This window comes from Nocardioides perillae (assembly GCF_013409425.1).
GTDB classification, from domain to species: domain Bacteria; phylum Actinomycetota; class Actinomycetes; order Propionibacteriales; family Nocardioidaceae; genus Nocardioides; species Nocardioides perillae.
Map to the genome: position 1 here is coordinate 1,798,215 of NZ_JACCAC010000001.1, position 26,029 is coordinate 1,824,243.

The window sequence follows — 26,029 nt, forward strand, 5'->3', positions numbered from 1 at the left end:
GAGGTCGTCGCGGTGCAAGCACTCATGAGAAGGGTGACGCCGACAGCCCAGGCGGTCGTGCGTCGAACGGTGCCGATCACGAGGTGCGGTCCTCCTTCTCGTAGGGAGCGTCGTCGTCGCGGTGCTGGTGAGCTGGACCTTCGTCTTGGGCTTCGCTGCGGTTCGGCCCCAGGCACAGGCTGAACGCCGTGAGCCACGTGCCGTCCATCGTGCAGTGGGGTTCACGACGGGTCCACCCGCGGGCCACGTAGAAGTCCTCGGCCGGCCCGCCTGTGCGGGTCACCAGGATGATCTGCTCACGTCGCGCCGTGGCGGCGGCGTCCACGAAGAACTCCAGCAACGCGGTTCCTACGCCGCGACCCTCGGCGGACGGATCAACGACGATGTGCTGCAGCACGGCGATGCGCTGACCCTCGCCGGGGCCGACTCTGTCCGGCGGGGCGAACAACTTGCGCGTGTAGGGCACGAGGCGGGTTTGGACGAACCGCGGCCACAGGTGCGGTCGTGTCACCAATGCTGCGATGCCGGCAACCGCGAGCCTTGATCGGTGGGTCTCCAGCAAGTGAACGCGGTGCGCGCGGGGGTCGATGACGCCTACGGCGAAACCGACGGTACGGCCGTCGCGGTCGGCCGCCACTGCAGCGGCGGCGTCCGAGCTGTCGAGGTAGGTGCGGTAGTACGTGCGGAGGTACTGCGAACCCAAGCGAGCGAAGAAGCCGGTCGGGAAATGTTCGAGGTGTTGCTGCACCACGACGTCGAGGTCACTCGACGTCATGGGGCGGATCGAAATCGTCGTCACTGCTCACCTGCTTTCTACTAACGAGACTAGTACGGCGCGGGACCTAGTCGCCCATTCGACGTGTCCGCCCGCCCGACCGCCAGTCGAGGCACCTCGCTCGGCGCAACCGACGCCGACCTCACCTCGCCTGAGCTCACGGGATCGACTGAGGTCATCGGCACCGTCGCGGACCTCGGGTGGAGGTGCGCGTGCGGGTCCGCCCGGCCGGCTCGCCGGCGAAGGTGCACGATGCCCGCCCCCATGAGCAGGGCGGCGAGCGCCACGCGGGACACCCAGGGCCCGACGACGATGGCGGGCGCGATGCGGCTGCGCAACGGCGCCGAAGCGGTCAACACCTGCCCAGTTCGGCCCCTCGATCGCACCGAGACCTCGCCATCCGGAGTGATGATCGCTGAGACGCCGGTGGTCGAGGCCACCACCACGGTCCTGCCCGCCTCGACAGCTCGTGCCCGCGTGATCGCCAGTTGTTGCTCGAGTTGGCGGGTGCCGGTGAAGGTGGCGTTGCTGGTCTGGACGACCAGGAGTTCGGCGCCGTCGATCACCAGGTCAGAGACGGAGTCGCGGGCCGCGACGTCGAAGCAGATGAGGATGCCCAGGGTCGCGCCGGCGACCCGAACCGGGCGCTGGCGTGGCCCCGGGAGCATGTCGCGGGGCACCTCTGTAACGCGTCCGACACCCAGGCGGGTGAGGGTGTCGCGCCACGGCACGTATTCCCCGAAGGGGACGACATTGCGCTTGGTGTACACGGCCCCTTGGTCGGCACCACGCTGCCAGACTCGGGCCTGGTTGTAAGCCGTGTCTGGGGTCGGGCCGTCAGTGATCGTCCCGACCAGCAGGGGAGCGTCGATCGCCGCGCTGGCCCGCTCAAGTTCCTCGCGGACTCGGTCAGAGCGCCGCGGGTCAGCCGCGGTGGCGTTCTCTGGCCACACCACAAGATCTGGTCGCTGAGTTCCCAGCTCGTCGACGGTCAGGCTGGCGAGGGACGCTGTCACGGCTTCACCGTTGGCAGCAACATCTCTGCTGCCTCCTGGCACGCCGCTCTGCACTGCGGCAACACGCAGGGCCGCGGTGGACTCGACGTCCAGCGGGGCGACCAGGGCGGCGAAGAGCGGCGACAGTGCCACCAGGGAGGTGGCGATCGCGATCGAGGCCCGGGTCGCGAGCGTCGGCGGTGCGGGCTGCGCCCACCCGGGCCTGTGTCCGACGAATGCTGCGAGCACGCAGCCACAGCCAGCGACCACTGTGGTCGCCGCCGAGACGCCGCCCCACCTCAGCCAGCCCTCCCACGGCGCATCCACCACCGTCCACGCCAGCCGCAACCAGGGGAACCCCCCGAGCGGCCAGCTCGCCCACGCGTCCTCCGCGACCGTCCAGACCAGGGCAGTCCACAACGGCCAGCCAGGCCATCGAGTGACGAGTCGAGCAACCGCAGCGACGAGGGTCAGCCACAGCGCCATCACGGCGCTGAGGGCCACGAGAGCGGCGCCCCCGACTGTCGTGATCCACGACGCTGTCAGCACCGTCCAGGCCACGCCGGTGACCCCGCCCAGCAGCAGCACGTCAGTGGCTGAAGGTGTGCGTGCCGACGACACGAAGACGGCCACCGCGAACGGTGCAGCCCACCACCACCCCAATGGCTGCGCGGCGGCAGCGAGCCCCGCTCCGCTGACGACGCCAGCCGCCACGGACATCGAGTGCGTGCGGAGGGAGGCAGTCACCCCACCCACTCTACTATGTTGGTTAGTTGAGAAGCTCTCCTCCGGGGTCCTCGCGACGTCGGGCTGCGTCGAGGTCGGCTCGCAGCGGCGCGCGAGGCAGGACAAGCGGGCGGGCACGCGACAGCGCGGGCGTCGCTTCAGCCCACCAGGTCCGCCGCAGACGGCGCCGCAAGCCGCCGCAGACCGGAGAAGCGTGGGCCACTGCGCGGTAGCAGCCACAGGTCGGCCCCACTGCTGCTGCTACGCAGTAGCAGCAGGTCTGCTCGTCCGTCACCCGTCAGGTCCCCGGCGGCGATCACGTCGATCGCCCACCGCGGCACCCGGCCCACGACGCGTGCGGCCCCGAATCGTCCTGTCCCGGTGCCGCGGCGGAGCCGCACCTGCCCGCCCGCCGAGACTTGGACCAGGTCCGGCTTGCGGTCGCGGTCCCACTGGACAGTTCCGGCGAGGTGACGGGCTGCGGGTCCTAGATCGATCGAGCGCCGAAACCTGCCGAGTCCACGCCCGGGTGCAATAACGGTCCGGCCGTTGCTGATGCCGACCACGTCCGGCCATCGGTCACCTGTGAGGTCGCCCGCACCTCGCACCTGCGTGAGGCCCTTCGGGTTGCCTGCGAGGAGCTTGGGGGCGTCGAAACCACCTTCGCCGTTCCCGGGCACGAGCAGCACACGATCGTCGCCTCGTAGGAACGCGACATCGCCGTCGCCGTCAAGGTCCCAGTCCCCCGCACTCAGCACGGCTCGAGCGCGACGCAGGGAGACTCGCGTCCGCACCGCGGGCTCCACGTCGGCTCGGCCGACGCGCGACAACAGCACAAGATCTCCAGAGGGAGCCGTCGCGAGAACCGACGCGTTGCGCGTCGTCCGGCGACCCCACCTGCCGAGGGCGACCGGCGTTACGTCACGGAGCCCGGGAACGGCTCCCACTGCGCTGGTCCACCCGCCACCGGGCCGGCCCGGCAAGATGACGAGTGCCCCGCCGGGTCTCCGAGCGACTAGGTCAGGGTGTCCGTCGAGCGTGAGGTCCACGCCGCTCGCGATGGCGTTGAAGGGCCACGAACCAGGAACCGGTACGGGGTCGCCGAGTCGCCGCGCACCGATGTCGTGGGTCCAGGCGCGACCATCACGAGTGAGGAGCACCTCCCACATGCCGTCGCCATCGTGATCGGCAAGCGGGGTCGCGGTGGAGATGTCGGACCAGTCGGTGCGCATGAGGCGTGATCTGGTCAGCGCTCCGCCGCGCTGACCAGAGAGCAGCACGACGCTGCCGTCGCTTCGGCGACCGAGGACGTCGGCGAACCCGTCCCGGTCGACGTCTCCCGCGCCCACGAGTTGGTCAAGGCCACGTAGATCGTCGACGCGGGGGCCAGCGCGCAGGGGTCCGCGCCGCGTGCTGAGGTAGCTGCGGAGCACCCCATCGACCTCCAGCACCAGGTCTCGGCGGCCGTCGCGGTTGAGGTCGCCCGGCGCCAGCACGAGCCGCGCACCGGCAGGGACGCCGTCGATCGGGGCCGGAGCCGCGAATACCAAGCCACCTCCGCCAGGCAGCACCTGAAGCCTCTTGGTGCCGGGGTCGCGGAGGAGCACGTCGGCTATCGGTGAGCCGAGGACCTGTCGAGTGGGCACGGGAGGTGTGCTCGATGTCGGTGGACCCTCGGTAGGTGGTCGACTGGGCTCGGGTGTTGCGGCTGCGACCCGTGCTCGGATGTCCGCCAGCCGCTGGTAGAGGTACCGGCCGGGGCATGCAGTGCTGTCGGCGTCGCTGTGTCCGCTGACCACGTCGAAGCTGTTGCCGTCGACGGTGACCCGTCCGGAGCGCATGACGCCGTGGAGGTCGAGCTTCCACGCGAACAGTGAGGTGTACGCGTCGAGCATCGCTTGGGTGGGGCGGGTGGTCTCGAAGTTGCCGAGGGCCGACATCGCGAACGAGTCCTCGTTGAAGCCACGCGTGTGAGCGCCGACCACCGCACGTTCTACGCCGCCGGCACGCCCTTCCCAGATGCGGCCGAAACGGTCGACGAGGAAGTTGTAGCCGATGTCGCTCCACCCACGCGACCGCGTGTGGTACGCGTAGATCCCCCTCAGCAGCGCTGGGACGTCAGCAGCCGTGTAGTCGTTCGCGTTGACAGTGTGGTGGACGAAACCCATGCGAACGGTGCCGAAGTGGAGCGAGTCCTTGTCGCGGAGCGTCTCGTCGGCCCCCCACTGACGCCGAGAGAAGATCGGCGGCGCGGTCGCGGATCGCTCCCCGTCTTGGCCGACGGTGGCCGCGTCGCCCGCGGGCGCGAGCTCCGCTCTTTCCTCGCGGACAAGCCGAGGGGTTCCTGGATCCACCACGGACAGGGTCAAGCTCGGGGGCACCCGTTGGCCGGGGGGCACGGTGGCCCGGACCTGCACAGAGTCGACCCGCCCGACCGGGTAGGGATCCGTTCCGGCCCGAGAACGACGTCCTTCGGGCGTCGAGAGATCAGCGTCGTGCTCGGCGTCGTACTCCATGTCGACCCACTGGCTTGCTTCGCCTGCGGTCATGGTGCGGACCTCGAGACGCAGATCCGGTGCCCGCGGGGACTCGTCCCGATCCCACACCAGGCCGACGGTGGCGTAGCCCGCTGCCGGCACCGCCAGCGACCGCACCACCCTCAGTGCATCCGTTCGCCCACCGGCAGTTCGGGAGTAGCCGAGCCTCCCCGGCACAGTCGGCAACACCGGGTACTCCTCGACGACGACGTCGATCGGCGCCATCGACACCAGCGCCACCGCCCGACGACCCTCGGGTGCAGCGCGAGGCAACGCGACGACGGCCGTCACGCCGACGAGGGCAAGGGTCACCAAGAGGGCCAGCGCTCGGAACCGCCACGATTCGGGGCTCACCGGTCGAGTCATCGCGCGGCATCCTTCGCAAGTCAGGAGAGCAGGGACGTACCGGCAGTCACATCAGGCACACCATACTAAGCCGATTAGTAGGAGCGGGCTCCTTCGCCGATGTTCGTGTCGCACGAACTTCGACGTTCAGCAGCATGCGTTCTGAAGCCCTGGTCGCGCGAAGCCGACCGGCGCGTGACCTGACCGAAGAGTTCAGGCCTGGTCGAGGTGCAGCATCTCGCTCACCAGCGAGATGAGCCGGGACAGCGCGGCATCGTCCTGAACGTCGGTCGCAGCGCTCATGGCGTGTTCGACCACCGAGGCGAGCTCGGGCGCGTCGAGGTCATCACGCGCTTGTCCCGCGACCTGCGCCTCAGTGATAGCGCAGGTGAGCAGGTCGCGGATGGCAGATCGATGACGTGCGTGCTGTGCCCGGCGTGGACGAGGGCGTCGACGTCGAGCGGCACTGGTGGCCACGATGCGCGCAAATTTGGCCGTAGCTGCCCAACAAGATCGCCAGCGCGTCGCCGGGGGTGCTGGCGCAGGAACGCGCCGCTTCGAGGGCTGCGAGGTGGCTCGCGACGTGCTCGGCATGCGCGGCGACGAGAATGTCATCGACGCCTGGAAAGTACTTGTACAACGCCGCGCGGCTGATGCCGGCCGCGTTGGCGATGAGGCCCATGGAGATGCCTCTGACGCCGCGGGCGTGGGCCAGTGTCATGGCGGCCTTGAGGACGGCCGCTCGCACGTCGCGGCGATGCTCCTCGACGGTGGCAACTGGTTCGCGAGGTGAAGGCGGGGCCGCGTGGCCGGCGCCTGCTCCTCTCTGCCCACCTAACGGCCTCGGTAAGGTGGGTCGGCGCCGTTCTCGCCTACCTCTCGCTGGCGCTGGCTGTGCCGGCGACTCAAGACCCTGGGGTCGTGCAGGCTGTGTGGGTCGGGATGGACGTGATCGGTTGGCGAGTGATCGTGCCTCTCGCAGTTGCCACGGTCGTGTCCGGTGTGGCGTTGGCGAGGACGAGCAGGTGGGGGCTGTTGCGACGTTGGTGGGTCGTGGTGTCCCTGGTGGGCATCACCGTGCTGGCAGCGGTGCTGGTGCTGCACATGCCGGACGTGAGCACCAGGGTGACCTCGCTCGAGTGGCAAATGACGAGGTGCTGTTGCGGATGGGCAGCGACGTCGGGCACGCCATGCTCCGCCGGGTGTGCTTGATGAGTCTTATTGTGCTCAACGTTGTGTCAAGCCTCGCGGGGTGACAAGGTACGGCTGGCGCAAGGACCGCGCGGAGCGAGCCCGGGCTCCGGGCGGAGCGTATGTCGGTAGGCCGCTGACCTCGAACAGGGATGCCGCTTTCCCGTGATCGGACTCGGCAACACGGCAGCAGCAGCTGGTCAGCGAAAGCGGACGAGTGGCTGCCAATTGGCGCCTTCATCATACGACCGGAGCACGGCGGTGTCCGTCGCAGCCAGCCAGACCTCGTCGCTCACGTCGAGCGCTTGCACCGGTCCGGAGACCGACCCTGCGGCGACCCAGGTGCGTCCTCGGTCCGCGCTGCGGTGGAGCCCACCTCGGGCGTCGGCGCCGACCAGGAGCGTGTCGGTGGGCCAGTCGACGGGGCCGAGGCGCGGCGCGTTCGGCAAGGGCGTCGACCGGGCTCCGTCGCGGTGCAGTGTCAGGCGGCCCTCCGGGTCGGAGACGAGGACGGCGCCGGTTCGTGCGGGATGAGCCGCGAGGTCGAGCACTGGTCCGGCGTACAGCTCCGTCCATGCTTCCTGTCCGGACGACCGCAGGACCCGCCCGGTGAGCGAGTCGTAGCCGAAGACCGTGTTGTCCGCGACGTCCAGCGCGTGGAAGTCGGCCCCGCCGGCTAGCGAACGGGCCTGCCAGGTCTGCGCGGCGTCGTCGCTGGCGATGAGTCCGAGGTGGATCGGGAGATCGAGCTCGCTGCGCTCCTGGAGGTCGGGGTGACCGCTGGCGAGGAATTGGTCGGGCCCAACCACGGTGAAGCCCATCGTGTCCTGGTAGCGGTCCGCAACCCTTCGCGGAGCCGCATCATCCGAGACGCGGTACACGCCCGTGTGAGTAGCGACGTAGACGTCGTCGTCGGCCGGGTTCATCCCAATGCCGTGCACGTGTCCCATCGCGGGCAGCACGGGCACGGAACCGGAGGAGAGGCCGCCTGGCCTGCTCGCAGGCTCACTGCATGCCCCGAGTGTCAGCGCCGTCAGGGTCACCCCGACAGCCAGTCGTGACAAGGCGCGGAAACGGTGTTGCGGCACGGAAGCTCCCGTGGTCAACGGTGAAAGGGTGGCGGCCCCGGGACAGGTGCGATCGCATGTCACGGGGCCGCCGTAGGGGTCAGAGCTGCTCGAGCAACGCCTGCATCCGCTCGATCTCCTCAGCTTGCGCGTCGGCGATCTCGCCGGCGAGGTCGACGGCGGGGTCGAATTCGCCCTGGTCCTGCTCGGTCTCGGCCATCTCGATGGCCCCCTGGTGGTGTTCGACCATCATCGAGAGCCACAGCTGCTCGAACTGGGCACCCTCGGCCGTCTCGAGAGCGGCCATGTCCTCGGCGGTCATCATGCCGGGCATCTCCATATCCATTCCCATGTCACCAGAGCCCATGTCCATGCCGGAGTGGTCCATGGCAGCCGGGTCCGGCACGTCCTCGCCCCACTGCTCGAGCCAGCCGCTCATCTGCTCGATTTCGGGTGCCTGCGCGGCCTCGATCTCGGCGGCGAGTTCCTCTACTTCGGACGAGACCTCCTTGCCGTCGACCATCTGCGCCATGTCCAGCGCTTGCGCGTGGTGGACGATCATGTCGCTGGCGAAGGCCACGTCGGCCTCGTTGTGGTCGGCCCCGGACGAAGCCTCGTCGCTGGAGCAGGCGGCGAGGGTGATCGCGGCGAGCAGGGCCGTGACGGTGCCGGCGGTGGCGCGGCGAAGTTGTGTTGTGTGCATGTTCAATTCCTCTCAGGTAGCGGATCGGTTGCTGTTCGCGCACGAAGGCACGCTCAGCAGCGCATCACCTGGAGGGCGTATGGCGGTGGGTGTGGTCGGTGCGTCCGCGCTGGAGCGGGGAGGGGGAGGGCAGATGACCCGAGAAAGCCGACCCAGCCCACCGACCAGCCCCGTCGAACCCGTCCCACCGTCGTCGCGACGAACCAAAGGATCGCCAGGCAAAGACCGGTCACGAGGGCATCGGTTGCGCGGTCCGGCTGGCCCGACTGCGTGGCGGCGTGCGACCCCCCAACGATCACCTGTTCGATGTGTGCCACCGCGCCGGCTCGAGCCGGCGCCGGGTCCGCGTGGGACCCATGCGCGGACAGTCCGTGCATGCCAAACAACCCAAGGAGCACCAACAGAGCGGACGCAAGCCACCCGGCAGGTGAAGCGTTCGACGCGGACCAGTGCACGCCACGAGTCTAGGAGCAGCCCTGCAACAACCACAGTCGCGGTGGCCAGATCTGCCGCAGTATCGGCTTGAACGCCAGCGAGAGCCCCGGTGATGCCAAGACCCTCGCTCTCCGAACAGTGAGTCCGAACTTCACGTGCGTAGATGACTCGAGTTCGTAGTTCCGACCGCAGAATCCGGTCTGACCCGCTCAAATCACCCCGCCAAGATGGTCAGGGTCGCACGCGGGGCCGCTCACGTCAGGCTGAACCGCACTGGGTTTGATGGAGGCTCTGGTCATTTGATTTCAACCAGGGCCTGGTCGCCCTGCTGGGTAGCGTAGGACCTCCCCTCGAACTCTGCTGGCGGTACGTCGTCGAGGTAGCCGTGCAGCCGCTGGTGGTTGTGCCAGTGCACCCACCCCAGGGTCGCGAGCTCGACGTCCTCGATGGTGCGCCACGGCCCCGGCCGGGCAGGCCCGCGGATCAGTTCGGCTTTGTAGTAGCCGTTCACGGTCTCGGCGAGCGCGTTATCGAAGGAGTCCCCCCACGGTCCCGATCGACGGCACGGCACCGATCTCGGCCAGCCGCTCGCCGTAGCGCAGGCTCGTGAATTGCGACCCGGCATCGCTGTGGCATCGCAGCCCGGTCAGCCGGGTGCCGCGGGACCAGCGGGCCATCTCGATGGCATCGAGCACCATCTCGGTGCGCATGTGCGAGGCGACCCGCCACCCCACGATCGTGCGGGAGTAGGCGTCGACGATGAAGCACACGTAGGCGATCCCGGCGAACGTTGGCACGAACGTCAGGTCGGTGACCCAGAGCTGGTTCGGGCCGGTGGCGGTGAAGTCCCGCTTGACCAGGTCCGGATGACGCGCCGCTGTGTCGTCACGCCGGGTCGTGCGGACCCGCTTGGTCCGCATCGCGCCGGCGATATCTTCGGCGCGCATCAGCCGTGCGACCTGGTCACGCCCGACCTCCCAGCCGCCACGCCTTGCGGCTTTCCACAGTTTCCTCGCGCCGTAGACCCTGTAGTTGTCCTCCCACAGCTGGCGGATCGCCGGGCGAAGCACCGCATCACGCGTCGCCCTTGCTGAGTTCGGCCGGGTCTTGGCGGCGTAGTAGGTGCTCGGAGCCACCTGCAGCCCCGCCCTGGTGAGCGTGGTGCAGATGGACTCGGCTCCGAGCTTCTTACCCTCCACGACGTCGTCGCGGTTGGCGTCGATGAACGCGACTACTTCTTGTGTTGGCGGTCGAGTTCCGCCCCGAAGAAAGAGGCCGCTCGCTTCAGGATCTCGTTGGCTCGCTTGAGTTCGCGGTTCTCCTGCTCGAGCTCTCGGATCCGCCGCGCCTCCACCGTGCTCACACCCGGGGTGTGGCCGTCGTCGACGTCGGCCTGCTTGACCCACTGACGCACCGACTCCACGCCGTAGCCCAACTGCGAGGCGACCCGCTGGACCGTCCCATGCTCGGTCCCGAGCTCTGCACGCAACGTGCGGACCATCCGGACCGCCGCTGCCTTCTCCTCCGGGGAGTATCGCCGCGTCTGCGGCTTCCCGGGCACCTGCTCCTTGGGCATGTGCTCATCCTCGTTTCCAAGGTCACGAGCCTCCAGGAAACCCAGTGCGGTTCAAACCTCCAGCGCGTGCGCTCTATTGTAAACGTCGAGGTCGACTTCGAGCCGTTTCGCCCCACTGCTCGGGCCCTGGTGAGTGCAAAAGCGCTACTACTGGTGCTTCTGCGATCCGAGTTGAGAGAGCTCCTTGTGTGGCCGGACGAACAGACAGGTGCAGATGACCTCACCCGCGTAACTGCAGCTGTGCTGGCTGGCCGGCTGCGCGGCCTGGCGCGAGAGTCGACCACGCTCCGATCGTTGGCGCTCGACGATCTCACCGCTGATTGGGCTGTGCGCGTCGCCCGAGGGGGACCCAATGCCCTAGGGAAGGTGCGGTTCTCTGCCACCCCCGTGGCACCTCCCTCAAACTTGATGGTGTTGAGCTGTCGACGCAGGCTGCCTTCTTGCCTGATCCCGTTGCCAAGTACCAGAGGGTCGTGGCGACCAGGAAGGAAGCTGTACGGATCGCCGTCTCGCGCGCGGTTGGCTGGCCGGTCACGCACCGTCTCTCGGTGCCCCCCGGCGCGACCACCACCGAGGATGCTGGAGTGCTCACAATTCTCACGTCCGCTGAAGTCGGGTTGTCGGTATCGGTCGATGAGGAAGAGTTCCTCTCCAAGCTCGGTGCGCTCACCGGAGAGGGCAAGCGCCGGCCGCTGTCTGCCTTCGACCTTCGCAAGCGATAGCCGGGCGGGCCGCAAGGACATGCCCCGGGCGCGGCCCCTCGTTGCCCGCCCGCGACACGGGCGCGACAGGGCCGTAGGGGCGGCGGTGTCGCAGGTCTGTGCTTCGATCGGGTCATGACGAACGGGTGGCAGTTGCCCTGGCAGGCGTCCAGCGCCGCGGGATCAGGACGAGGGGCAACAGAGAGATCGCAGGTCTGCGATCTCCCCCCGCTACGAAGGAAGTCCAGGTCAGCCCATGGTTGACCTGGACTTTCGCTTTGGGGGCGAGATGCGATCCCATCGTTTACCCATCACATTGACAGGTGCGCAGCGCCGCCCAGGCGGGCAACAGCGCCGTTGCTTCCGGTCGCTTCGGGCTCGCTCGGCAGCGGTCGTCCACCTACTCGGCATGAGTACGACGAAGCTGGGGCTCGAGCCCCTGATCGGGGTCGAGGAGCTCGCCGACTACCTCGGTGTCCCCGTGCAGACCATCTACGACTGGCGGCTCTCCGGTCGGGCGCCGCGGGCCTTCAAGCTCGGTAAGCACCTGCGGTTCGCGGTCAGAGACGTGCAGCAGTGGCTCGAGGACCACCACGAGGCCGACCATGAGTAGGCCGCGGATCCCGATCGGCGGGTACGGCGAGATCGCGTTCATCACGCGCGGCAGGGGCAAGGTCGAGGCGCGCACGCGTTTCCGGGACTGGGACGGCCGGACCCGTCTCGTCCAGGCGACCGCGTCGTCACGGCCGGCGGCAGAGGTGGCGCTGAAGAAGAAGCTCACGCAGCGCAACGCCTTCCAGCCCGTCGACACGACGCTGACGCCGGACAGCCCGTTCCCGGCGCTCGTCGACTACTGGCTCGCCGACCTCGACCTCGAAGGCCGGATCGCACCCGCGACCCGGTTCAACTACGAGCGCGACATGCGCCGCCTGGCCCTGCCGGCGTTCCAGGGCTTCACCCTGCGCGAGATCGGGGTCGCCCGTTGCGATGCCCTGCTGAAGCAGTTGGGCAACAGCTCGTACTCGTCGGCCAAGCGCGCTCGGACCGTGCTGCGGCAGTCGTTCGCACTCGCGGTGAGGCACGAGGTGCTCCCGCGCAACCCGATCGACAACGTCTCCCGCCTCCACAAGCCGAAGCGCACACCGACCGCCCTGACCGCGGCGGAGGTCAACGCCATCCGCGCGGTGATCAAGGCCTGGGAGTCCGCAACGGGCACCTCCGGCCCGAACCCCGATGGACAGCTCGGCCAGATCGTCGAGGTCATGCTCGGCACCTCCGCCCGGATCGGCGAGGTGCTGGCCATCCGCCGCCGCGACCTAGACCTGACCACGCCGGCCGCGACGCTGCGGATCTGCGGAACGGTGATCTCCGAGCGTGGCACGGGGAGCTATCGCCAGGAGCATCCCAAGACCGACGCGTCGAGCCGGGTGATCGCGCTGCCGAGCTTCACCGCCGAGGCCTTGCGTCGGCGGATGGCGATCATGCGGGACCACTCGCTCGACGCCCTGGTGTTCTGCAGCCGCGAGGGCACGCCGCTGACGACCGCGAACGTGCGCCGGCAGCTCCGCAAGGTCCTCGGCGACGCTGGCATCGAGGGCGTCACGCCCCACATGTTCCGGCGGACCGTCGCCACCGTGGTGAACGAGCAGGCAAGTCTCAATCTCGCCTCCGAACTGCTCGGTCACACCGACCCGAAGGTGACCGTCGAGCACTACGTCCGCCGCAACGAGCAGGTGAACCCGCTGACCGCCGAGCTGCTCGACCAAGCGTTCGCTCGGGAGGACGACTAACGCGGGTCGATTTCGTCGGCCCAGGCGTCGAAGTAGGTCCGGATGTCGGTGATGGGTACGCCGACGTCCGGGAAGTCCTGGTCCTGGATGCGGCCATGGGTCCGCAGCGTCGCGGCGAACATCGCGAGATCGAAGCCCGGATCGGCCTCGGCCGCCTTCCGGAGCGTCTCCTCGCGGTCGAACCGCTGGTGCAGCACGTAGACGTCGACGAAGTCACGCGGCTCCGCACGGCCGAACAGCGCGAGCGTCTTGCGGATCGCGAGTTCGTCGGGAGCGAAGCTCGGCCCGGCGATCGTGACGGTCGGAGTGCTGGCGGCGGGACTGTCGACCGCGAGGTCCACGAGAACCGTCTCCGGGCCGGTGATCGACCACCGCCGAAACTCCTCGCCGGTCCGCACCAACTTGTGGCTCCACCCGCGAGCCGTGACCGCGGCGATGAGCGCTTCGCTTGCCGCCTCGACGCTGCCCGCGCGACGCGATGTGAAGAAGTCGAGGTCTTCGGTCGGCCTCGGCACGATCCCCTGGGCGATCAGAGCCCCGCCGCCGGCGAGCAGGAAGCCTGCCGACTCGGGCAGGGCGAAGAACACGTTGGCCAGTTCGACCTGGAAGTCGCTCAGCCTTGAGTCGCTCACGCGATGGCACCGAATGACACGATGAGCGGCTCCCAGGCGCTGCGGATCGTCCGCGGGATGACGAGGTCGTCCCAGAGGTCGACGAGCAGGGCCCCGTCCAGGTAGGCGAGCAGGTCGGCCGGCTCACCTTCGCGAAGAACGATCTCGTAGACCCTGGCCCGGTCGCGCCGGTCGCGAAGGTTGTAGGGACGCGACGGGCCGGACCAGTGCAGATGCTGGGGCAGCGTCACCGTCGCGAAGGCTGTGGCAGTGTCGAGACGCCACAGGCGATCAGGGACGACGAACGGCTCGCCACGGGCACCGGAGTGGATGGTGAACTCGACGCGGGGCACGAGGTCGAGATCGAAGCCACTGCTGTTGACGATCCGCTCGGCCACAGCGAGCGTCGGCGACTTGGTGCCGTGCTCGTAGGTCGAGAGCGTTGGCTGCGAGGTGCCCGAACGGCGCGCCAGTTCCCGCTGCGACAGTCCACTGCCGCGGCGTGCGCGCGCGATGATCGTCCCGGCCATGTCCACCACGATATCCGCTTAGATATCGCTCCTCAAGGTCTCGCCGGCGCGCCACCGGAAATCGCTTGGTCATGTCGGAGGCGATCCGTAGCGTCGATCGCGCCCAGGAGGCAGTCAGAGGAGCAGAGGGGCCGGCTGTGCAGAAGATCGTCGTGAACGCGAAGCCCGGAGGCTTCGGGCTGTCCCGCGAAGCCGCCGCTGCGCTCGGACTGGAAGTCGACGAGAAGTCGTCGTTCATGCAGCCATGCCGAGTCATCGGCGAGAACGCGCTCCGCAGAAACGATTCTCGCCTCGTTGACGTCGTGGAGACCCTCGGCCAGGCCGCGAGCGGCCCCAACGCCGAGCTCGTCGTGATCTGCATCCCCGACGGCGTCGACTGGGGAATCGCCGACTATGACGGTGCCGAGTGGGTGGCCGAACGGCATCGCACATGGACACCGAAGGAGAGCGACGTAGAAGGCTACGGGGGTGTGCTCCAGGCACCTGCAGCCGTTGTCGCGCCGCGCCGCCACATAGCCGCGCTGCTCGCTGCGGAAGCCGAGGTTGCCGAACGTGCGGAGGCGACCAGCGACCCGAACGAGCCGCTGCCGCCCCACGTCAAGGTCACCCGCGGCAGGTCGCCTCGGGCCGACGGAGACTGACGCGCCGTCAGGGCAGCCCTGCCCGGTCGAACTCCTGCTGCAACCGCGGGCGACGCCGATGGATCTCGCGCAGGTCCGCGATCAGGTCGTTGACCTCCGCCGACTTCTCGGACCCGGCACTGAGCTTCCGCATCTTGGCCAGTCTCCGGGCTGCCAGCCGGTAGTGCTGGGCGCTGGCCTCGACCAGCTCGTTCTCGACGAGGCGCTGATGGATCGGCAGCGTGGCGATCGGGTCGACCTTCTCGTACGCCTTCACCAGTTCACTCCAGGTGTGGTCGCTATCGAGGGCCAACGAGTGAGCGAGGTTCCAGGCGAACTCGGGCTCCTTCAGGGTGAGGAGCGCGAACAGGACCGCGTCCCGCGGACTCGCCGCCAGCGTCGCTACAACCTCGTCGCGATAGTCCGGCCAGGACTTGCCCGCCGCCTTGTGCACCCGTGCCGCCGACGACGAAGACGGCCACTTGCGGAACACCGAGAGCCGGGCGTCCAGCGCTTCGCTCGGTCGGTGGGCTTCCAGCAGACCGCACCAGTAGTCCGCGGCCTTGAGCGACTGGTGCCCGCGGTCGAGGTCCGTGGCCTGCTTCGCCCAGTCGATGGCCAGATCGATCTCGCCGATCTCCTCGAACGCCTCCGCCGTGTCCTGCAGCCACGCCGCGACCTTCCGGTCCTTCGCATGGGTGCGGATGATCGCGTCAATGTCGTGGTCGAGGACGGCGAGCCGCTGCGCGTTCCAGTCGAGTGTGAACCACGCGTGCGAGTGAGCTGACGACAATCGCTCGCCCTCCGATGGGCGCGGCCCGAGCGTCGCCTCGACCTCCGCCAGGCTCTTCCGATAGGCGGCCATGCCGGCGTCGCCGAGCGCCGACGCGTAGGCCACCGGGTCGAGTTCGAAGTAGTCGACCCCGTCGTCGTCGAACTGGAACTTGATCATCCAGTCGATCAGCTTGCCGACCGGCGTCCGGGCTGCAGCGGCCGCCTGCGGGTGGAGTTCCAGCAATCGGCGACAGGCGTCGCCGATGATCCCGGCGGAGTCGTCCGCGCGAGCGATGACCCTGACTGAGGACGCGAGCGCCTTGTGGGTCACGGCATAGATCTCGACAGGGTCCGTCGTCGGGATCGCCTGCTCCAGGATGTCGATCGCCTCGTGCATGTCCCTGCCGTGCGAGTAGGCGGCGCTGTAGCTGTGAAGATCCGAGCGGGTCCGGATCAACGGGAGAACGGCGTCGGCCAGCGAGGTCACCCGCTCATTCTTCACACCCCAGGATCCATCCCTTCAACCCCTCGGCGCCCCGCCCCGTCTGTCGCGCGTCAGGATTTCTGGCAGGGACGTTTAGTCAGTCCCTGAAGGAGAATCCACGACATGGGTAGACCCCCTGTGATCCCGGCCGAGCAGAAGACTCGGATCGTGCTGAGCGTGTTGGCCGGAGAGATGACCGCTCGCCGAGGCGGCTCGGCGGGAGAAGGTCAGCGAGCAGTCCATCGGCCGGTGGAAGGCCGACTTCCTCGAAGCCGGGAAGACGGCGCTGGCGGCCGGCAGGTCCGGGCCGTCGACACGGGAGCAGCAGCTCGAGGCCGAGGTCGCTGATCTGACCCAGGCGCTCGGCGAGGCCGCGGTCGAGCTACGCGTGTGGAAGAAGTCAGCGGAGGGCAGGTTGGGCCCTTCGAGGACCTCGAGGTGATCCGCATCGAGGCGGGCATGTCGACCGCGAGGTTCTGCCAGCTCATCGCCATGCCCGAGCGGACATGGCGACGTTGGCAGGCCAAGACCAGGGCCGGTGGCCAGACCAAGGGACCGTGGCCGCAGCCGGCGCGCGAGTCGGCTCGCGACCGGGTGCTCTTCCACGCCAACAAGCGCCCGGCCTGGGGCCACCGCAAGATCTGGGCCATGGTCCGCCACGACGGGCACGTCGTCAGCGAGGCGACCGTGCTACGGCTCCTGCGCGACGAGGGGCTGATCCTGCCGGCGCACTACCAGCGCGAACGCCGCAAGCTTGCCGAGCGACGCAAGGCAGCGTTCGCAAACGACCCGACCGGGCCGAACCAGGTCTGGCAGATGGACTTCTCCGAGTTCGAGACCACCACCGGCGGCACCTGGCGGCTGGCGGGCTGTCGGGACTATTGGAGCAAGTACGAGCATCCGTTCCACGTCTCGCCGACCGCGAACCAGTTCGACGCGATCGATGCCGTCGAACTCGCGCTGGCCGACTACGAAGCCATGTTCGGCCACCCACTCGCATATCTCTGCGAGATCGACACCGAGACAGGTGAGATCAAGCCGGTCGTCACGATCGTCACCGACAACGGCGGCCCGTTCCGGTCCTTCAGGTTCGAGGCCTTCATCCTCGCCCACCCCGAGCTGAGCCACGTCCGCACCCGGGTGAAGTCGCCCGGCCAGAACGGGTCACGCGAGCGCGGGTTCGGCACGCTGAAGTACGAGCGGCTCTACATCGACGAGATCGACGACGCCGTCATGCTCGCCAAGCACGCCGAGGAGTACCGCATCGAGTACAACCAGATCAGGCCCCACGAAGCACTGGCCTGGAACCGGCCCAAGGAGGTGCACCTCGGCCTGGCCAGCCCGACCGTCCCGACATTCCAAACCACCGAAAACCTGCCAACTCCTTGACGCGGGACATGAGCTGGAAGTCGACCGCCTTCAACCAGTCGTTCGGAGCGGGCGGAACGTGAGGATCGAGGCCCGAGCCGGGGAGCAACTCGCGCGCCTCGAGGTCATCGGCCTTCACGGTTCGTGTCGAGAGTTGGCGGTAGTCGTGTTGGCGGCGGAAGTAGCCCTCTGTAGAGAAGTCGCCCTGCCGGATCTGCCAGGAGCCGAGAGCTGCCCAGTACATGCCACTGGGCATGCGCTTGAGGTTGTTCCGAGCGCGGTTGCCGATGACTCCCAGTTCTTCGCCGCCAGCCATGAGGCTGCCGATGAGTCGGTACTCGAGTGTCCGGAACTCGGCGCTCATTTCCGTGGGGGAGGGCTTGTGCGCCGCTTGCTGCATCAACCAGGGAATGAACATGACGTACCGCAGGCGGGTGTGCAGCACGGACGTTCCGGGGAAGAGTGAGTCGGCGAGAGCGTCGCGAATGGAGCCGATGCCGAGCTCGTCGACGGTGCCCTCTTCTTTGAAGAGGTCGACGACTTCCAGCATCTTCCTGCGCTGCTCGCTGTCTGTGTCGAGCCACCCGAACGTCGAAACCACGGTCCGATCATGCCGCGAGCGGCCGACAGAAGTGGCCGCTGCCGTCGAACGTCCTTCGGCCGCGGCCGCCGTAGGTTGGCGTCTATGACCACTCACCAGAGCGACTCCGCCGTCCAGCGGGATGCCGAGCGAGCCATCATCGACGCCCTCGCCGCCCAACTCGGAGTGGTTCTGGTCGGCGGCGGAGCCTTGTCGCTCAGCGGGGGAGTGCGCATCCAGCTCGACGCCCGCAGCGAGGACGGGAGATTCGCGGTGGAGGCCTACGCGCGACAGGGAACGCTGAAGGGCGGGCAGTTGAAGAAGATCGCGCAGGACGTCCTGAAGCTGGCACTCCTTCGACAGGAGCCGGACCATGCCGACGTGCGACCGATCATCGTCTTCGCTAGCGAGGACGCCCGCTCTTCAATCACGGGCTGGGTCAGGCGGGCCGCTGATGTCTTCGGTGTCGAACTGCACGTGGTCGACATCGCCCCTGAGCTTCGCGAGGAAATTCTCGCCACCCAGGAAGCGCAGAAGATGGTCAACGTCGAGCTTCCAACTGCGGCGGACGACCTCACCATCGAGTGAGCGCAGAGCGGCTTCTCGTCGCTCGAATCCGCCGGATCTGTCGGCCCTGCCCCATAGCGTTGCATTCATGACAACCGGTAGGGCGCCCGAGCGACACGGACTCGAGAACTATCGCTCTCGAGTCCGAGGCAGCCTGCTGGGCGGGGCAATCGGGGACGCCCTCGGGGGCCCGGTCGAGTTCTGGAGCCTCGATCGGATTCGTGCCGAGTGCGGACGGGACGGAGTCAAGGAGTACCTCCCGGAAAGCGTCGACGGCGCCCGCATCTACGGCCGCATCACCGACGACACCCAGATGACCCTCTTCACCGTCGACGGGATGATTCGTGCCTCGGTCCGCCAAGACCGCGGTCTCGGCTTCACCGTGGGGGTTCTGCATCACGCTTACGACCGGTGGCTCGACACGCAGCTTCAGGACGGCCCCGACGGCGAGCGCGACGGCTGGCTGATCAACGAACGATGGCTGTACTCCCGGAGGGCTCCCGGCAACACCTGCATCTCTGCACTCGAAGTCCCGCGGGGCGGTCGCCGCAAGTTGGAGCAGTTTGGCGCGGAGGCGACCAACTCCTCCAAGGGGTGCGGCGGGGTCATGCGCAGCGCTCCGTTTGGTCTCGTACCTCCCTGGGTGTGGCCGTTGGAATGGCAGTTTGACGCGGCGGCGGAGGCCGCCGGCTACACGCACGGCCACCCCACCGGACAGATGGTTTCGGGGGCGCTGGCGGTTCTCATTGGCGCGCTGATGCGTGGAAACAATCTCGATCGAGCGATCGGTGAGGCGATGACCCAGCTGCGTGCTCGTCACGGCCACGCGGAGGTCTATCAAGCGATTGAGCAGGCGATCGAGACGGCCCGCCGCGGCCCGAGCCCTGAACACATCGAGTCGCTCAGGGGAGGCTGGGTCGCCGAGGAGGCTCTAGCCATGGCGATCTATGCCTCGCTCGTTTACCCAGAACCCAGCCAGGTGGTCGATGCCCTGGCCCTGTCCGTGACGCACTCGGGAGACAGCGACTCGACCGGCGCGATCTGCGGCAACATCCTCGGAGCACTTTACGGCGAGACGGCGTTGCCGCCCCAGCTCGCTTTCGAAGTCGAGGGCCGCGACACGATCCTCACCCTGGCCGATGACTTCGTCTTCGAGTTCGCATCCGGCGATCGCCTCCATGGCGACTACGGCCCGTTCACCAGATGGACGGACCGGTACCCGGGATGGTGAGCGGATCGGAACCGATGCTCCGCGGTGGGGATTCGACCCGGTACCACCTACTGTCCAGAAACGGTCGGATGCTCTCGGCACCACTCGGGTATCGTGAGGTTTGGAAGCGAGGGCGAACCCCTCACCAAACCGAGCGAATCGGTAGCTTCCGACCCGAGACCGACGTAGTCGCGAAGCCTCTGAGTTAGTCCAGAGGTCGCAGGTTCAAATCCTGCCCCCGCTACCACTCACCAGAGGCGGCCACCGGATTCCGGTGGCCGCCTCCGGTGCTTCCGGGGACGGGCACTGCACGCCGGTCCTCGCCGGCCGAGGGCGACGGGCCCGCCTTCGCCCCGGCGCTATCGTCGCGGCGTGCCCGGCTTCCAGCGCATCCACGTCGTGAGCACCGCCGCCGGACCCGACGACGTCCGCGTGCTCGGCCGCGAGGTGGGCCGCGGCGCCCTGGTGCTGACCGCGCCGACGGGGGAGGCCAAGGCGGTGGCGCGGGGCATCACCGAGGCGGTGGCGGGCGAGGCACGACCCGAGGTGCCGCTCGCCCCGGTGCGCTTCCCCGACGCCGGCCGTGGCGACCGGCTCGACGCGCTCGTGCGGGAGCATGCGCTGCGCGACCGCTTCCGCGACGTCGTGGTCGTGGCCGACCAGGCGACGCTGACGCTGCTCCTGCGCGCGCTCGCCCCGGACCAGCTCGCCGACGGGGGACCGGTCACGGTGGTGGGGCTGCCGCGCGCCGACCCACCCGTGTCGCTGCGGCGGGTCGCGGTGCTCGGCGGCGTGGTCGGCGTGCTGTCGGCAGGCCTGCAGGGGCTCGCGCCGCTCTTCGCCCTCCCGCTTGCCACGGCGGCCGTCGGGCTGGTGCTGCTCGCCGTGCCGTCGCGCCGGCACACGGGCCGCGAGGTGCTGCTGGCGGCGGCGCTCGGCGCGGTCGTCTTCGTGATGATCGTGGCGGGGTCGCGCCGCTTCCCGGCGGCGTAGGTCGACGGCCGCGCCGGTGCACGCCGCGCGGCTCAGGTGGGGAGCAGCCGGACCGGCGGGGCGCCGGCAGCCTCCTCTGCCCGCCCGCTGCGACGCTCGACGAGCGTGACCCCTCGGCGCACCAGCACCAGCACAGCGGCCGCGGCGACGGCGCGCCAGTCCGGGTCGGCCGCGAGCCGCAGCAGTCCGGCGGCGAGCAGCAGCTCGAGCAGGACCGGGACGGCGGGGGACCACGCGCGCGTGACGGCGTACACGAGGGCGGCCACGACGACGGCCGCGCCGGTCACGAGCACGGCGAGCCCGGCGAGCAGCGCGGTCACGGCGGGTCCGCCGGGCCGGGCGCGGCGCCCCTCGTGGCCGCGCGCTCGTGCCGGCTGCGCGCGACCTGCTCGCTCTCCTCGCGGATCTCGCGGGCCAGGAAGTAGTTCAGCGCGGTGCGGATGGCGGCGACGGCGGCCAGCTTGCCGAGCTCCTCGAAGCTCGGCGCGACCGCGGTGCGCAGCACGTCGGACGCGAGCTGGAACTCCAGCCCCAGCGCCAGGAAGCGGCCGAGGGTGAGCCGGACCTCGGTGAAGCGCGACGGCCGCCGGCTCGGCAGCACGCGCAGGAACTGCACGACGGCCACGACGGCGCCGAGGAAGATGACCGCTGCTCCAGCGGCCTCGACCAGACGCACGAGCAGGTCGACGCCCTCGCGCAGCGTCTCCTCGGGCAGGACCTCAACAGCGCTCAGCACGAGGTCTGGTACCCCTGCGCGGCCCCCTCACGCGGTCGGCGCGAGCGCCCCACGCCTGCCGCCGCCCGCCGCGGGTACCGGCCGGTCGGCGGCGCGGAGGGCGTCGCCGACCCGAGCACCGGAGGAGCACCTGTGGACACCGACGGCACGACGAAGGTCGCGGCACTGGTCGACGACGCCCGCACCTGCCTGCTGACCACCATGACCGACGACGGCCGCCACGTGAGCCGGCCGATGGCGCTGCAGGAGGTGGAGTTCGACGGCGACCTGTGGTTCTTCACCTACGACGACTCCGACAAGGTGCGGCAGGTCCGTGCCCACCCGCAGGTCAACGTCGCCTTCGAGGGCAAGGACGCGTGGACCTCGGTGTCGGGCGCGGCCGAGGTCGTGCACGACCGGGCGCAGGCGGAGCGGCTCTGGTCAGCGCCGCTCGAGGTGTGGTTCCCCGACGGCCTCGACACCGCCGGGCTCGCGCTGCTCAAGGTGCACGCCGAGACCGCGGAGGTCTGGGAGTCCTCCCACAGCCGAGTGAAGAAGCTGGTCGGCGGCGTCCGCGCCGCCGTCAGCGGTCAGCCCGAGAAGTTCCCCTCCACCAACGAGACGGTCGAGCTCGACCGCTGAGCAACACCGGGCGACGCGGCGCGGTCGGCCGGCCCCGAGAAGTGCAGCCCCTCCGAGACGAGGGGGCCGCTCAGCAGCTTGCGGTCGGCCTGGTAGTCCATCGACATCACCCACGGCGCCTCGGGACCCTGCTTCGGCAGGTCGGCGAGCGAGCGCTGCACGTAGCCCGCGCCGAAGTCGAGCAGGGGTCGCAGCGCCATGTCGGGGTCGGCCTCGACCCAGGCGGTGTCGAGGCCGTGCTCGTCGAGGTGGCGCAGCAGCTGACAGAGGTACTCGCAGAGGATGCCGACCTTGAGCGTCCACGACGAGTTCGTGTAGCCGATGGCGATCGAGAAGTTCGGCACGCCGGTCAGCATCGTGCCGCGGTGCACGACGGTCTCGGAGGGCACGACCGGCTTGCCGTCGACGGCCAGCTCGATGCCGCCGAAGAGCTGGAGGTTCAGCCCGGTCGCGGTGACCACGACGTCGGCGTCGAGGTGCTCGCCGCCCTCGAGCTGCAGGCCGGTCTCGGTGAAGGTCGTGATCCGGTCGGTGACGACGTGCGCCTTCCCGGCGCGGATCGCCTTGAACAGGTCGCCGTCGGGCACGGCGCACAACCGCTGGTCCCACGGGTCGTAGGGCGGGTTGAAGTGGGTGTCGACGTCGAAGCCGTCCGGCAGCTGCTTGGTGTTGACCCACCGGATCACCTTGCGCGCCGGGCCGGGGAAGCGCTGGCACAGCTGCCAGACCAGCCGCTGCTGCGCGATGTTCTTGCGCCGGGCCAGCGCGTAGCCGCGCGCGGGGCCGAGCCACTTCTGCAGCGCCACCGCGATCGCGTCGACCCGCGGCACCGGCAGGACGTACGTCGGGGTGCGCTGCAGCATCGTCACGTCGGCGCCGAGGTCGGCCAGCGCGGGCACCAGCGTCACGGCGGTCGCGCCGGAGCCGATGACCACGACCCGCTTGCCGGCGACCTCGAGGTCCTCGGGCCAGTGCTGCGGGTGGACCAGCTCGCCGGCGAAGCGGTCACGGCCCTCGAAGACGGGGGAGAAGCCCTGCTCGTAGTCGTAGTAGCCGGTGCCCGCGAAGACCCACCCGGCCGTCATCGCGAACCGCTCACCGGTGTCGCCCCGCTCGACGGTCACGGTCCACCGCGCGTCGTCGCTCGACCAGTCGGCGGAGACGACGCGGTGCCGGTAGCGCACCTTCTCGGCGATCCCGTTCTCCGCCATCGTCTCCTCGAGGTAGCGCAGGATCTGCGGCGCCCCGGCGATCGACTCCTCGTCGCGCCACGGCTTGAACTCGTAGCCGAAGGTGTGCAGGTCGGAGTCCGAGCGGATGCCCGGGTAGCGGAAGAGGTCCCAGGTGCCGCCGGGGCGCTCGCGGCCCTCGAGGACCACCACCGTGCGGTGCGGGTGCTCGACGGCGAGGTAGCGCGCCGCGCCGATGCCGGAGATGCCGGCGCCGACGACGAGCACGTCGACGTGCTCGGTGGGAGAGCCGTGCTGCTCCGGGCGGCCGACGGGCTGCTCGGCCGTCGATCCGGTCGTGACGTCGGCGGGCGGGGTGGTGGTGCTCATCGGGACCTCCGGCGGGCGGCGTCGTGCTGCGGTCGTCGCTCCGGGCGGCGGGGCAGCAGGGGTGTGGCCGCTAGTGTGCACCGGTTCAGCAGCGGGTGGGGGTCGCGGTCGCCCACCGGCCTGCTGTCATGGGAGGGGTGGACGCCTCGCTGACCCTCGCCGCCGCCCTCCGCCGGCTGCCGGAGGACCCCCGCGTCGTCGTGACCGGCAACCACGCCACCCCGTGGCACCTCCTGGGTCTCGTCGACGCCGCGCTGCCGGCGTACCGCCTGTGGACCCTCAACGGGCAGCCGGGGCTCCCGGACCGCGAGGGCGTCGTGCTCGAGACCTGCTTCGTCGGGCCGGGGCAGCGGCGCAGCCCGCGGCTGTCCTACGTGCCGTCGCGGCTCTCGCTGGTGCCGACGCTCTTCTCGACCTCGCTCCCGCCCGACGCGGTGCTGCTGCACACCACGCGGCCCGAGGGCGGCCGGGTCTCGCTCGGCACCGAGGTCAACGTGCTCCCGGCCGCCGTGGAGGCCGTGCGGGCGCGGGGCGGGCTCGTGGTCGCGCAGGTCGACGCGCACGTCCCGTGGACCTACGGCGACGCCGAGCTCGACCTCGACCTCGTCGACGTGCTGGTCGAGGCCGACGAGCCGCCCGTGCACGCCCCCCTCGTCCGGGTCGACGACGAGGCCGCCCGCATCGGCGAGCTCGTGGCCGGGAGGGTGGCCGACGGCTCGACGCTGCAGGCCGGCATCGGTGCCGTGCCCGACGCCGCGCTGCGCGGGCTCGCCGACCGGCGCGGGCTGCGGGTGTGGACCGAGATGTTCTCCGACTCCGTGCTCGCGCTCGAGCGGGCGGGCGCGCTCGACGCCGACGTGCCGGTGACCGCGTCGTTCCTCTTCGGCTCCGAGGAGATGCACGACTGGGTCGACCGCAACGAGCGCGTGCGCCTGCTGCGCACCGAGACCACCAACGACCCCGCCCTCATCGCGCGCAACCCGCGGATGGTGAGCGTCAACACCGCGCTGCAGGTCGACCTCTTCGGCCAGGCCAACGCCTCACGGATCGCCGCGCGCATCCACTCCGGCTTCGGCGGCCAGACCGACTTCATCGTGGGGGCGCTCCACAGCGCGGGCGGCCAGGCGGTCATCGCGCTGCGCTCGTGGCACCCCAAGGCCGACGTCTCGACGATCGTGCCGCTGGTCGAGGAGCCGGTGACGTCGTTCCAGATGAGCGCGGTGGTCACCGAGCAGGGCGTCGCCGAGGTCTTCGGCCGCGACCAGGGCGAGCAGGCGCGCCAGCTGGTCGAGCACGCCGCCCACCCGCAGGTCCGCGAGGAGCTGCGGGAGGAGGGCGTCGCGCTCGGCCTGCTGCCGCCGCGCTGAGCCGGGGTCCCGGGGGCGGGCCCGCGGGCCGGGGGGTCAGCCCTGGGCGGGGTACGGCGCGCCCTGCAGCAGGCGGGCGAGGTGCACGGCGTTGGCGGCCGCGGTGTCGTTGGTGCCGGCGGTCGCCTCGGGCTCCGGGCTCTTCTCGGAGTAGTCGGTGCCCTGCATGGCCTCGCCGACCCAGTAGGTGCTGCCGTTGGCCGGGACGGTGAAGCCGACGTCGTTGAGGGCCTGGAAGCACTCGGCGTGGCTGTGGTGGGCGCCGTCCTCGTTGCCGACGACGGCCACGATCGCGACCTTGCCGTACATCAGGGGCCGGCCCTCGTCGTCGGTCTCGCTGATCTCGGCGTCGAGGCGCTCGAGCACCATCTTGGCCACCGAGCTCGGCTGGCCCATCCAGATCGGCGTGGCGAGCACCAGCACGTCGGCGTCGAGCACCTTCTCGCGGATCGCGGGCCACTCGTCGCCGTCGCCCTCGTCGGTGCTCACGCCGAAGCGGACGTCGTGGTCGACCACCCGCACCACCTCGCCGGTGGCGCCGTGGGCCTCGAGCCGCTCGAGGACGCGGCGGCCGATCAGCTCGGAGCTGGACTCCGACGGGCTGGGCTTGAGGGTGCAGACGAGGACGAGGGCGCGGATGTCGGACACGTTTCTCCCAGGGTCGAGGTCGGGGTCGAGGTCGGGCCGACCGGACGGTCAGTCGGGTTCGACGGTGCCACGGCGGTGGGAGACCCGACCCTCCACGAGGAGGGCGAGGCGGCGCAGCGCCTCGTGGTTGCGCCACAGCATCGGCGGCTGCCGCACGAAGGCCGGCACGAGGCGGCCCGGGCCCTGGTGGGCGTCCTCCGACATGGTCACGTCGGTGGCGCCCCCCTCGGCGGGGGCGAGCTCCATGACGACGCGGGCGGTGCCGAGCGGCCAGCCCTTGGCGTGCAGCTGCAGCAGCCGGTCCGGCTCGGACTCCTCGACCACGGTCTGGTCGTCGATCACGAGCGGCCAGGCGCCGACGGAGTGGTGCAACCGGGAGCCGACCGCCGGCCAGTGGTCGTCGACCGCCCGCATCCGCGTCGCGCCGACGACCCACAGCGGGTAGAGCCAACCGTCCGCCAGGACCTCCCAGACCTGGGCGGGCGTGGCCTCGATGCGTCGCGTGTGGGAGATCATGCCT

25 protein-coding genes and 1 pseudogene are annotated in these 26,029 nt (G+C 69.7%); 10 read left to right on the top strand and 16 right to left on the bottom strand.

All coding sequences use genetic code 11. The features are described from left to right. Positions 1-76: 76 nt before the first annotated feature. The 7 genes and pseudogenes from BJ989_RS08310 to BJ989_RS08340 all read right to left on the bottom strand — a co-directional run bounded on the left by BJ989_RS08310 (position 77) and on the right by BJ989_RS08340 (position 10,350). On the bottom strand, positions 77-799 hold the full coding sequence (locus tag BJ989_RS08310) for a GNAT family N-acetyltransferase (protein WP_179517803.1): 723 nt from the start codon (positions 797-799) through the stop codon (positions 77-79). Positions 800-825: 26 nt separating this feature from the next. After that, the gene (gene lnt, locus BJ989_RS08315) at positions 826-2,517 is read right to left on the bottom strand and encodes an apolipoprotein N-acyltransferase (protein ID WP_179517804.1); all 1,692 of its coding nucleotides are present in this window, start codon (positions 2,515-2,517) and stop codon (positions 826-828) included. Positions 2,518-2,654: 137 nt separating this feature from the next. Then, positions 2,655-5,387 carry an FG-GAP-like repeat-containing protein gene (locus BJ989_RS08320; protein WP_179517805.1) on the bottom strand — a complete coding sequence of 911 codons (2,733 nt, stop codon included), beginning with the start codon at positions 5,385-5,387 and terminating at the stop codon, positions 2,655-2,657. Positions 5,388-5,751: 364 nt separating this feature from the next. Beyond that, positions 5,752-6,126 (bottom strand): TetR family transcriptional regulator, encoded by a 375-nt coding sequence (locus tag BJ989_RS08325; RefSeq protein WP_179517806.1) that lies wholly within the window; start codon positions 6,124-6,126, stop codon positions 5,752-5,754. 643 nt (positions 6,127-6,769) lie between these two features. Continuing rightward, entirely contained in the window at positions 6,770-7,537 is a 768-nt protein-coding gene (locus BJ989_RS08330) for a F510_1955 family glycosylhydrolase (RefSeq protein ID WP_179517807.1), read from the bottom strand. A 199-nt stretch (positions 7,538-7,736) separates the two neighbouring features. Continuing rightward, entirely contained in the window at positions 7,737-8,339 is a 603-nt protein-coding gene (locus BJ989_RS08335) for a DUF305 domain-containing protein (RefSeq protein WP_179517808.1), read from the bottom strand. 730 nt (positions 8,340-9,069) lie between these two features. Then, positions 9,070-10,350, bottom strand: a pseudogene (locus BJ989_RS08340) (IS3 family transposase). Positions 10,351-10,823: 473 nt separating this feature from the next. On the opposite strand from BJ989_RS08340, the gene BJ989_RS08345 reads away from it, so the two are divergent. From BJ989_RS08345 to BJ989_RS08355, 3 genes are all read left to right on the top strand, one after another. Next, positions 10,824-11,072, top strand: a complete 249-nt coding sequence (locus tag BJ989_RS08345; RefSeq protein ID WP_179517809.1) for a hypothetical protein — start codon at positions 10,824-10,826, stop codon at positions 11,070-11,072. A 388-nt stretch (positions 11,073-11,460) separates the two neighbouring features. Next, the gene (locus BJ989_RS08350) at positions 11,461-11,664 is read left to right on the top strand and encodes a helix-turn-helix transcriptional regulator (RefSeq protein ID WP_179517810.1); all 204 of its coding nucleotides are present in this window, start codon (positions 11,461-11,463) and stop codon (positions 11,662-11,664) included. Further along, complete coding sequence (locus BJ989_RS08355) at positions 11,657-12,841, top strand: tyrosine-type recombinase/integrase (RefSeq protein ID WP_179517811.1); 1,185 nt, start codon at positions 11,657-11,659, stop codon at positions 12,839-12,841. Before BJ989_RS08350 ends, BJ989_RS08355 begins: the two co-directional genes overlap by 8 nt. Here the strand turns inward: BJ989_RS08355 and BJ989_RS08360 are convergent. Together BJ989_RS08360 and BJ989_RS08365 are read right to left on the bottom strand one after the other, a co-directional pair. Continuing rightward, a complete protein-coding gene (locus BJ989_RS08360; RefSeq protein ID WP_179517812.1) occupies positions 12,838-13,473 on the bottom strand; it encodes a nucleotidyl transferase AbiEii/AbiGii toxin family protein in 636 nt (211 codons plus the stop codon). The two genes, BJ989_RS08355 and BJ989_RS08360, sit on opposite strands and share 4 nt — an antisense overlap. Further along, positions 13,470-13,982 (bottom strand): helix-turn-helix domain-containing protein, encoded by a 513-nt coding sequence (locus BJ989_RS08365; RefSeq protein WP_179517813.1) that lies wholly within the window; start codon positions 13,980-13,982, stop codon positions 13,470-13,472. Before BJ989_RS08365 ends, BJ989_RS08360 begins: the two co-directional genes overlap by 4 nt. A 137-nt stretch (positions 13,983-14,119) precedes the next feature. Here BJ989_RS08365 and BJ989_RS08370 point away from each other — a divergent pair, with 137 nt between their 5' ends. Then, positions 14,120-14,623 (top strand): hypothetical protein, encoded by a 504-nt coding sequence (locus tag BJ989_RS08370; protein ID WP_179517814.1) that lies wholly within the window; start codon positions 14,120-14,122, stop codon positions 14,621-14,623. Positions 14,624-14,630: 7 nt separating this feature from the next. Here BJ989_RS08370 and BJ989_RS08375 read toward each other — a convergent pair whose 3' ends face one another. Beyond that, the gene (locus BJ989_RS08375) at positions 14,631-15,863 is read right to left on the bottom strand and encodes a DUF6880 family protein (protein WP_179517815.1); all 1,233 of its coding nucleotides are present in this window, start codon (positions 15,861-15,863) and stop codon (positions 14,631-14,633) included. Positions 15,864-16,298: 435 nt separating this feature from the next. Between BJ989_RS08375 and BJ989_RS08380 the strand changes: the two genes are divergently transcribed. Next, complete coding sequence (locus BJ989_RS08380; RefSeq protein ID WP_179517816.1) at positions 16,299-17,249, top strand: integrase core domain-containing protein; 951 nt, start codon at positions 16,299-16,301, stop codon at positions 17,247-17,249. Here the strand turns inward: BJ989_RS08380 and BJ989_RS08385 are convergent. Then, positions 17,140-17,829: a DUF6361 family protein gene (locus BJ989_RS08385; protein ID WP_179517817.1), complete on the bottom strand. Its 690-nt coding sequence runs from the start codon at positions 17,827-17,829 to the stop codon at positions 17,140-17,142. The two genes, BJ989_RS08380 and BJ989_RS08385, sit on opposite strands and share 110 nt — an antisense overlap. 84 nt (positions 17,830-17,913) lie before the next feature. Here BJ989_RS08385 and BJ989_RS08390 point away from each other — a divergent pair, with 84 nt between their 5' ends. The 3 genes from BJ989_RS08390 (at position 17,914) to BJ989_RS08400 (ending at position 20,578) form a co-directional block, all read left to right on the top strand. Beyond that, positions 17,914-18,396: a hypothetical protein gene (locus tag BJ989_RS08390; RefSeq protein WP_179517818.1), complete on the top strand. Its 483-nt coding sequence runs from the start codon at positions 17,914-17,916 to the stop codon at positions 18,394-18,396. Between the two features lie 67 nt (positions 18,397-18,463). After that, positions 18,464-19,606 (top strand): ADP-ribosylglycohydrolase family protein, encoded by a 1,143-nt coding sequence (locus BJ989_RS08395; protein WP_179517819.1) that lies wholly within the window; start codon positions 18,464-18,466, stop codon positions 19,604-19,606. A gap of 351 nt (positions 19,607-19,957) precedes the next feature. Further along, complete coding sequence (locus BJ989_RS08400; RefSeq protein WP_179517820.1) at positions 19,958-20,578, top strand: hypothetical protein; 621 nt, start codon at positions 19,958-19,960, stop codon at positions 20,576-20,578. A 32-nt stretch (positions 20,579-20,610) separates the two neighbouring features. Here BJ989_RS08400 and BJ989_RS08405 read toward each other — a convergent pair whose 3' ends face one another. Beyond that, positions 20,611-20,898, bottom strand: coding sequence for a hypothetical protein (locus BJ989_RS08405; protein ID WP_179517821.1), 288 nt, complete (start codon positions 20,896-20,898; stop codon positions 20,611-20,613). Continuing rightward, complete coding sequence (locus tag BJ989_RS08410) at positions 20,895-21,314, bottom strand: DUF1622 domain-containing protein (RefSeq protein WP_179517822.1); 420 nt, start codon at positions 21,312-21,314, stop codon at positions 20,895-20,897. Before BJ989_RS08410 ends, BJ989_RS08405 begins: the two co-directional genes overlap by 4 nt. Before the next feature lie 132 nt (positions 21,315-21,446). On the opposite strand from BJ989_RS08410, the gene BJ989_RS08415 reads away from it, so the two are divergent. Continuing rightward, the gene (locus BJ989_RS08415; RefSeq protein WP_179517823.1) at positions 21,447-21,935 is read left to right on the top strand and encodes a pyridoxamine 5'-phosphate oxidase family protein; all 489 of its coding nucleotides are present in this window, start codon (positions 21,447-21,449) and stop codon (positions 21,933-21,935) included. On the opposite strand, the gene BJ989_RS08420 is transcribed toward BJ989_RS08415, so the two are convergent. Then, complete coding sequence (locus tag BJ989_RS08420; protein ID WP_179517824.1) at positions 21,884-23,494, bottom strand: flavin-containing monooxygenase; 1,611 nt, start codon at positions 23,492-23,494, stop codon at positions 21,884-21,886. The genes BJ989_RS08415 and BJ989_RS08420 overlap by 52 nt on opposite strands. A gap of 137 nt (positions 23,495-23,631) precedes the next feature. Between BJ989_RS08420 and BJ989_RS08425 the strand changes: the two genes are divergently transcribed. After that, positions 23,632-24,861, top strand: coding sequence for an acetyl-CoA hydrolase/transferase family protein (locus tag BJ989_RS08425; RefSeq protein WP_343049192.1), 1,230 nt, complete (start codon positions 23,632-23,634; stop codon positions 24,859-24,861). Between the two features lie 36 nt (positions 24,862-24,897). Here BJ989_RS08425 and BJ989_RS08430 read toward each other — a convergent pair whose 3' ends face one another. Both BJ989_RS08430 and BJ989_RS08435 read right to left on the bottom strand, forming a co-directional pair. Further along, entirely contained in the window at positions 24,898-25,509 is a 612-nt protein-coding gene (locus BJ989_RS08430) for an NAD(P)H-dependent oxidoreductase (RefSeq protein ID WP_179517826.1), read from the bottom strand. A gap of 48 nt (positions 25,510-25,557) precedes the next feature. Continuing rightward, the gene (locus tag BJ989_RS08435) at positions 25,558-26,025 is read right to left on the bottom strand and encodes an SRPBCC family protein (protein WP_179517827.1); all 468 of its coding nucleotides are present in this window, start codon (positions 26,023-26,025) and stop codon (positions 25,558-25,560) included. Between the last annotated feature and the right edge of the window lie 4 nt (positions 26,026-26,029).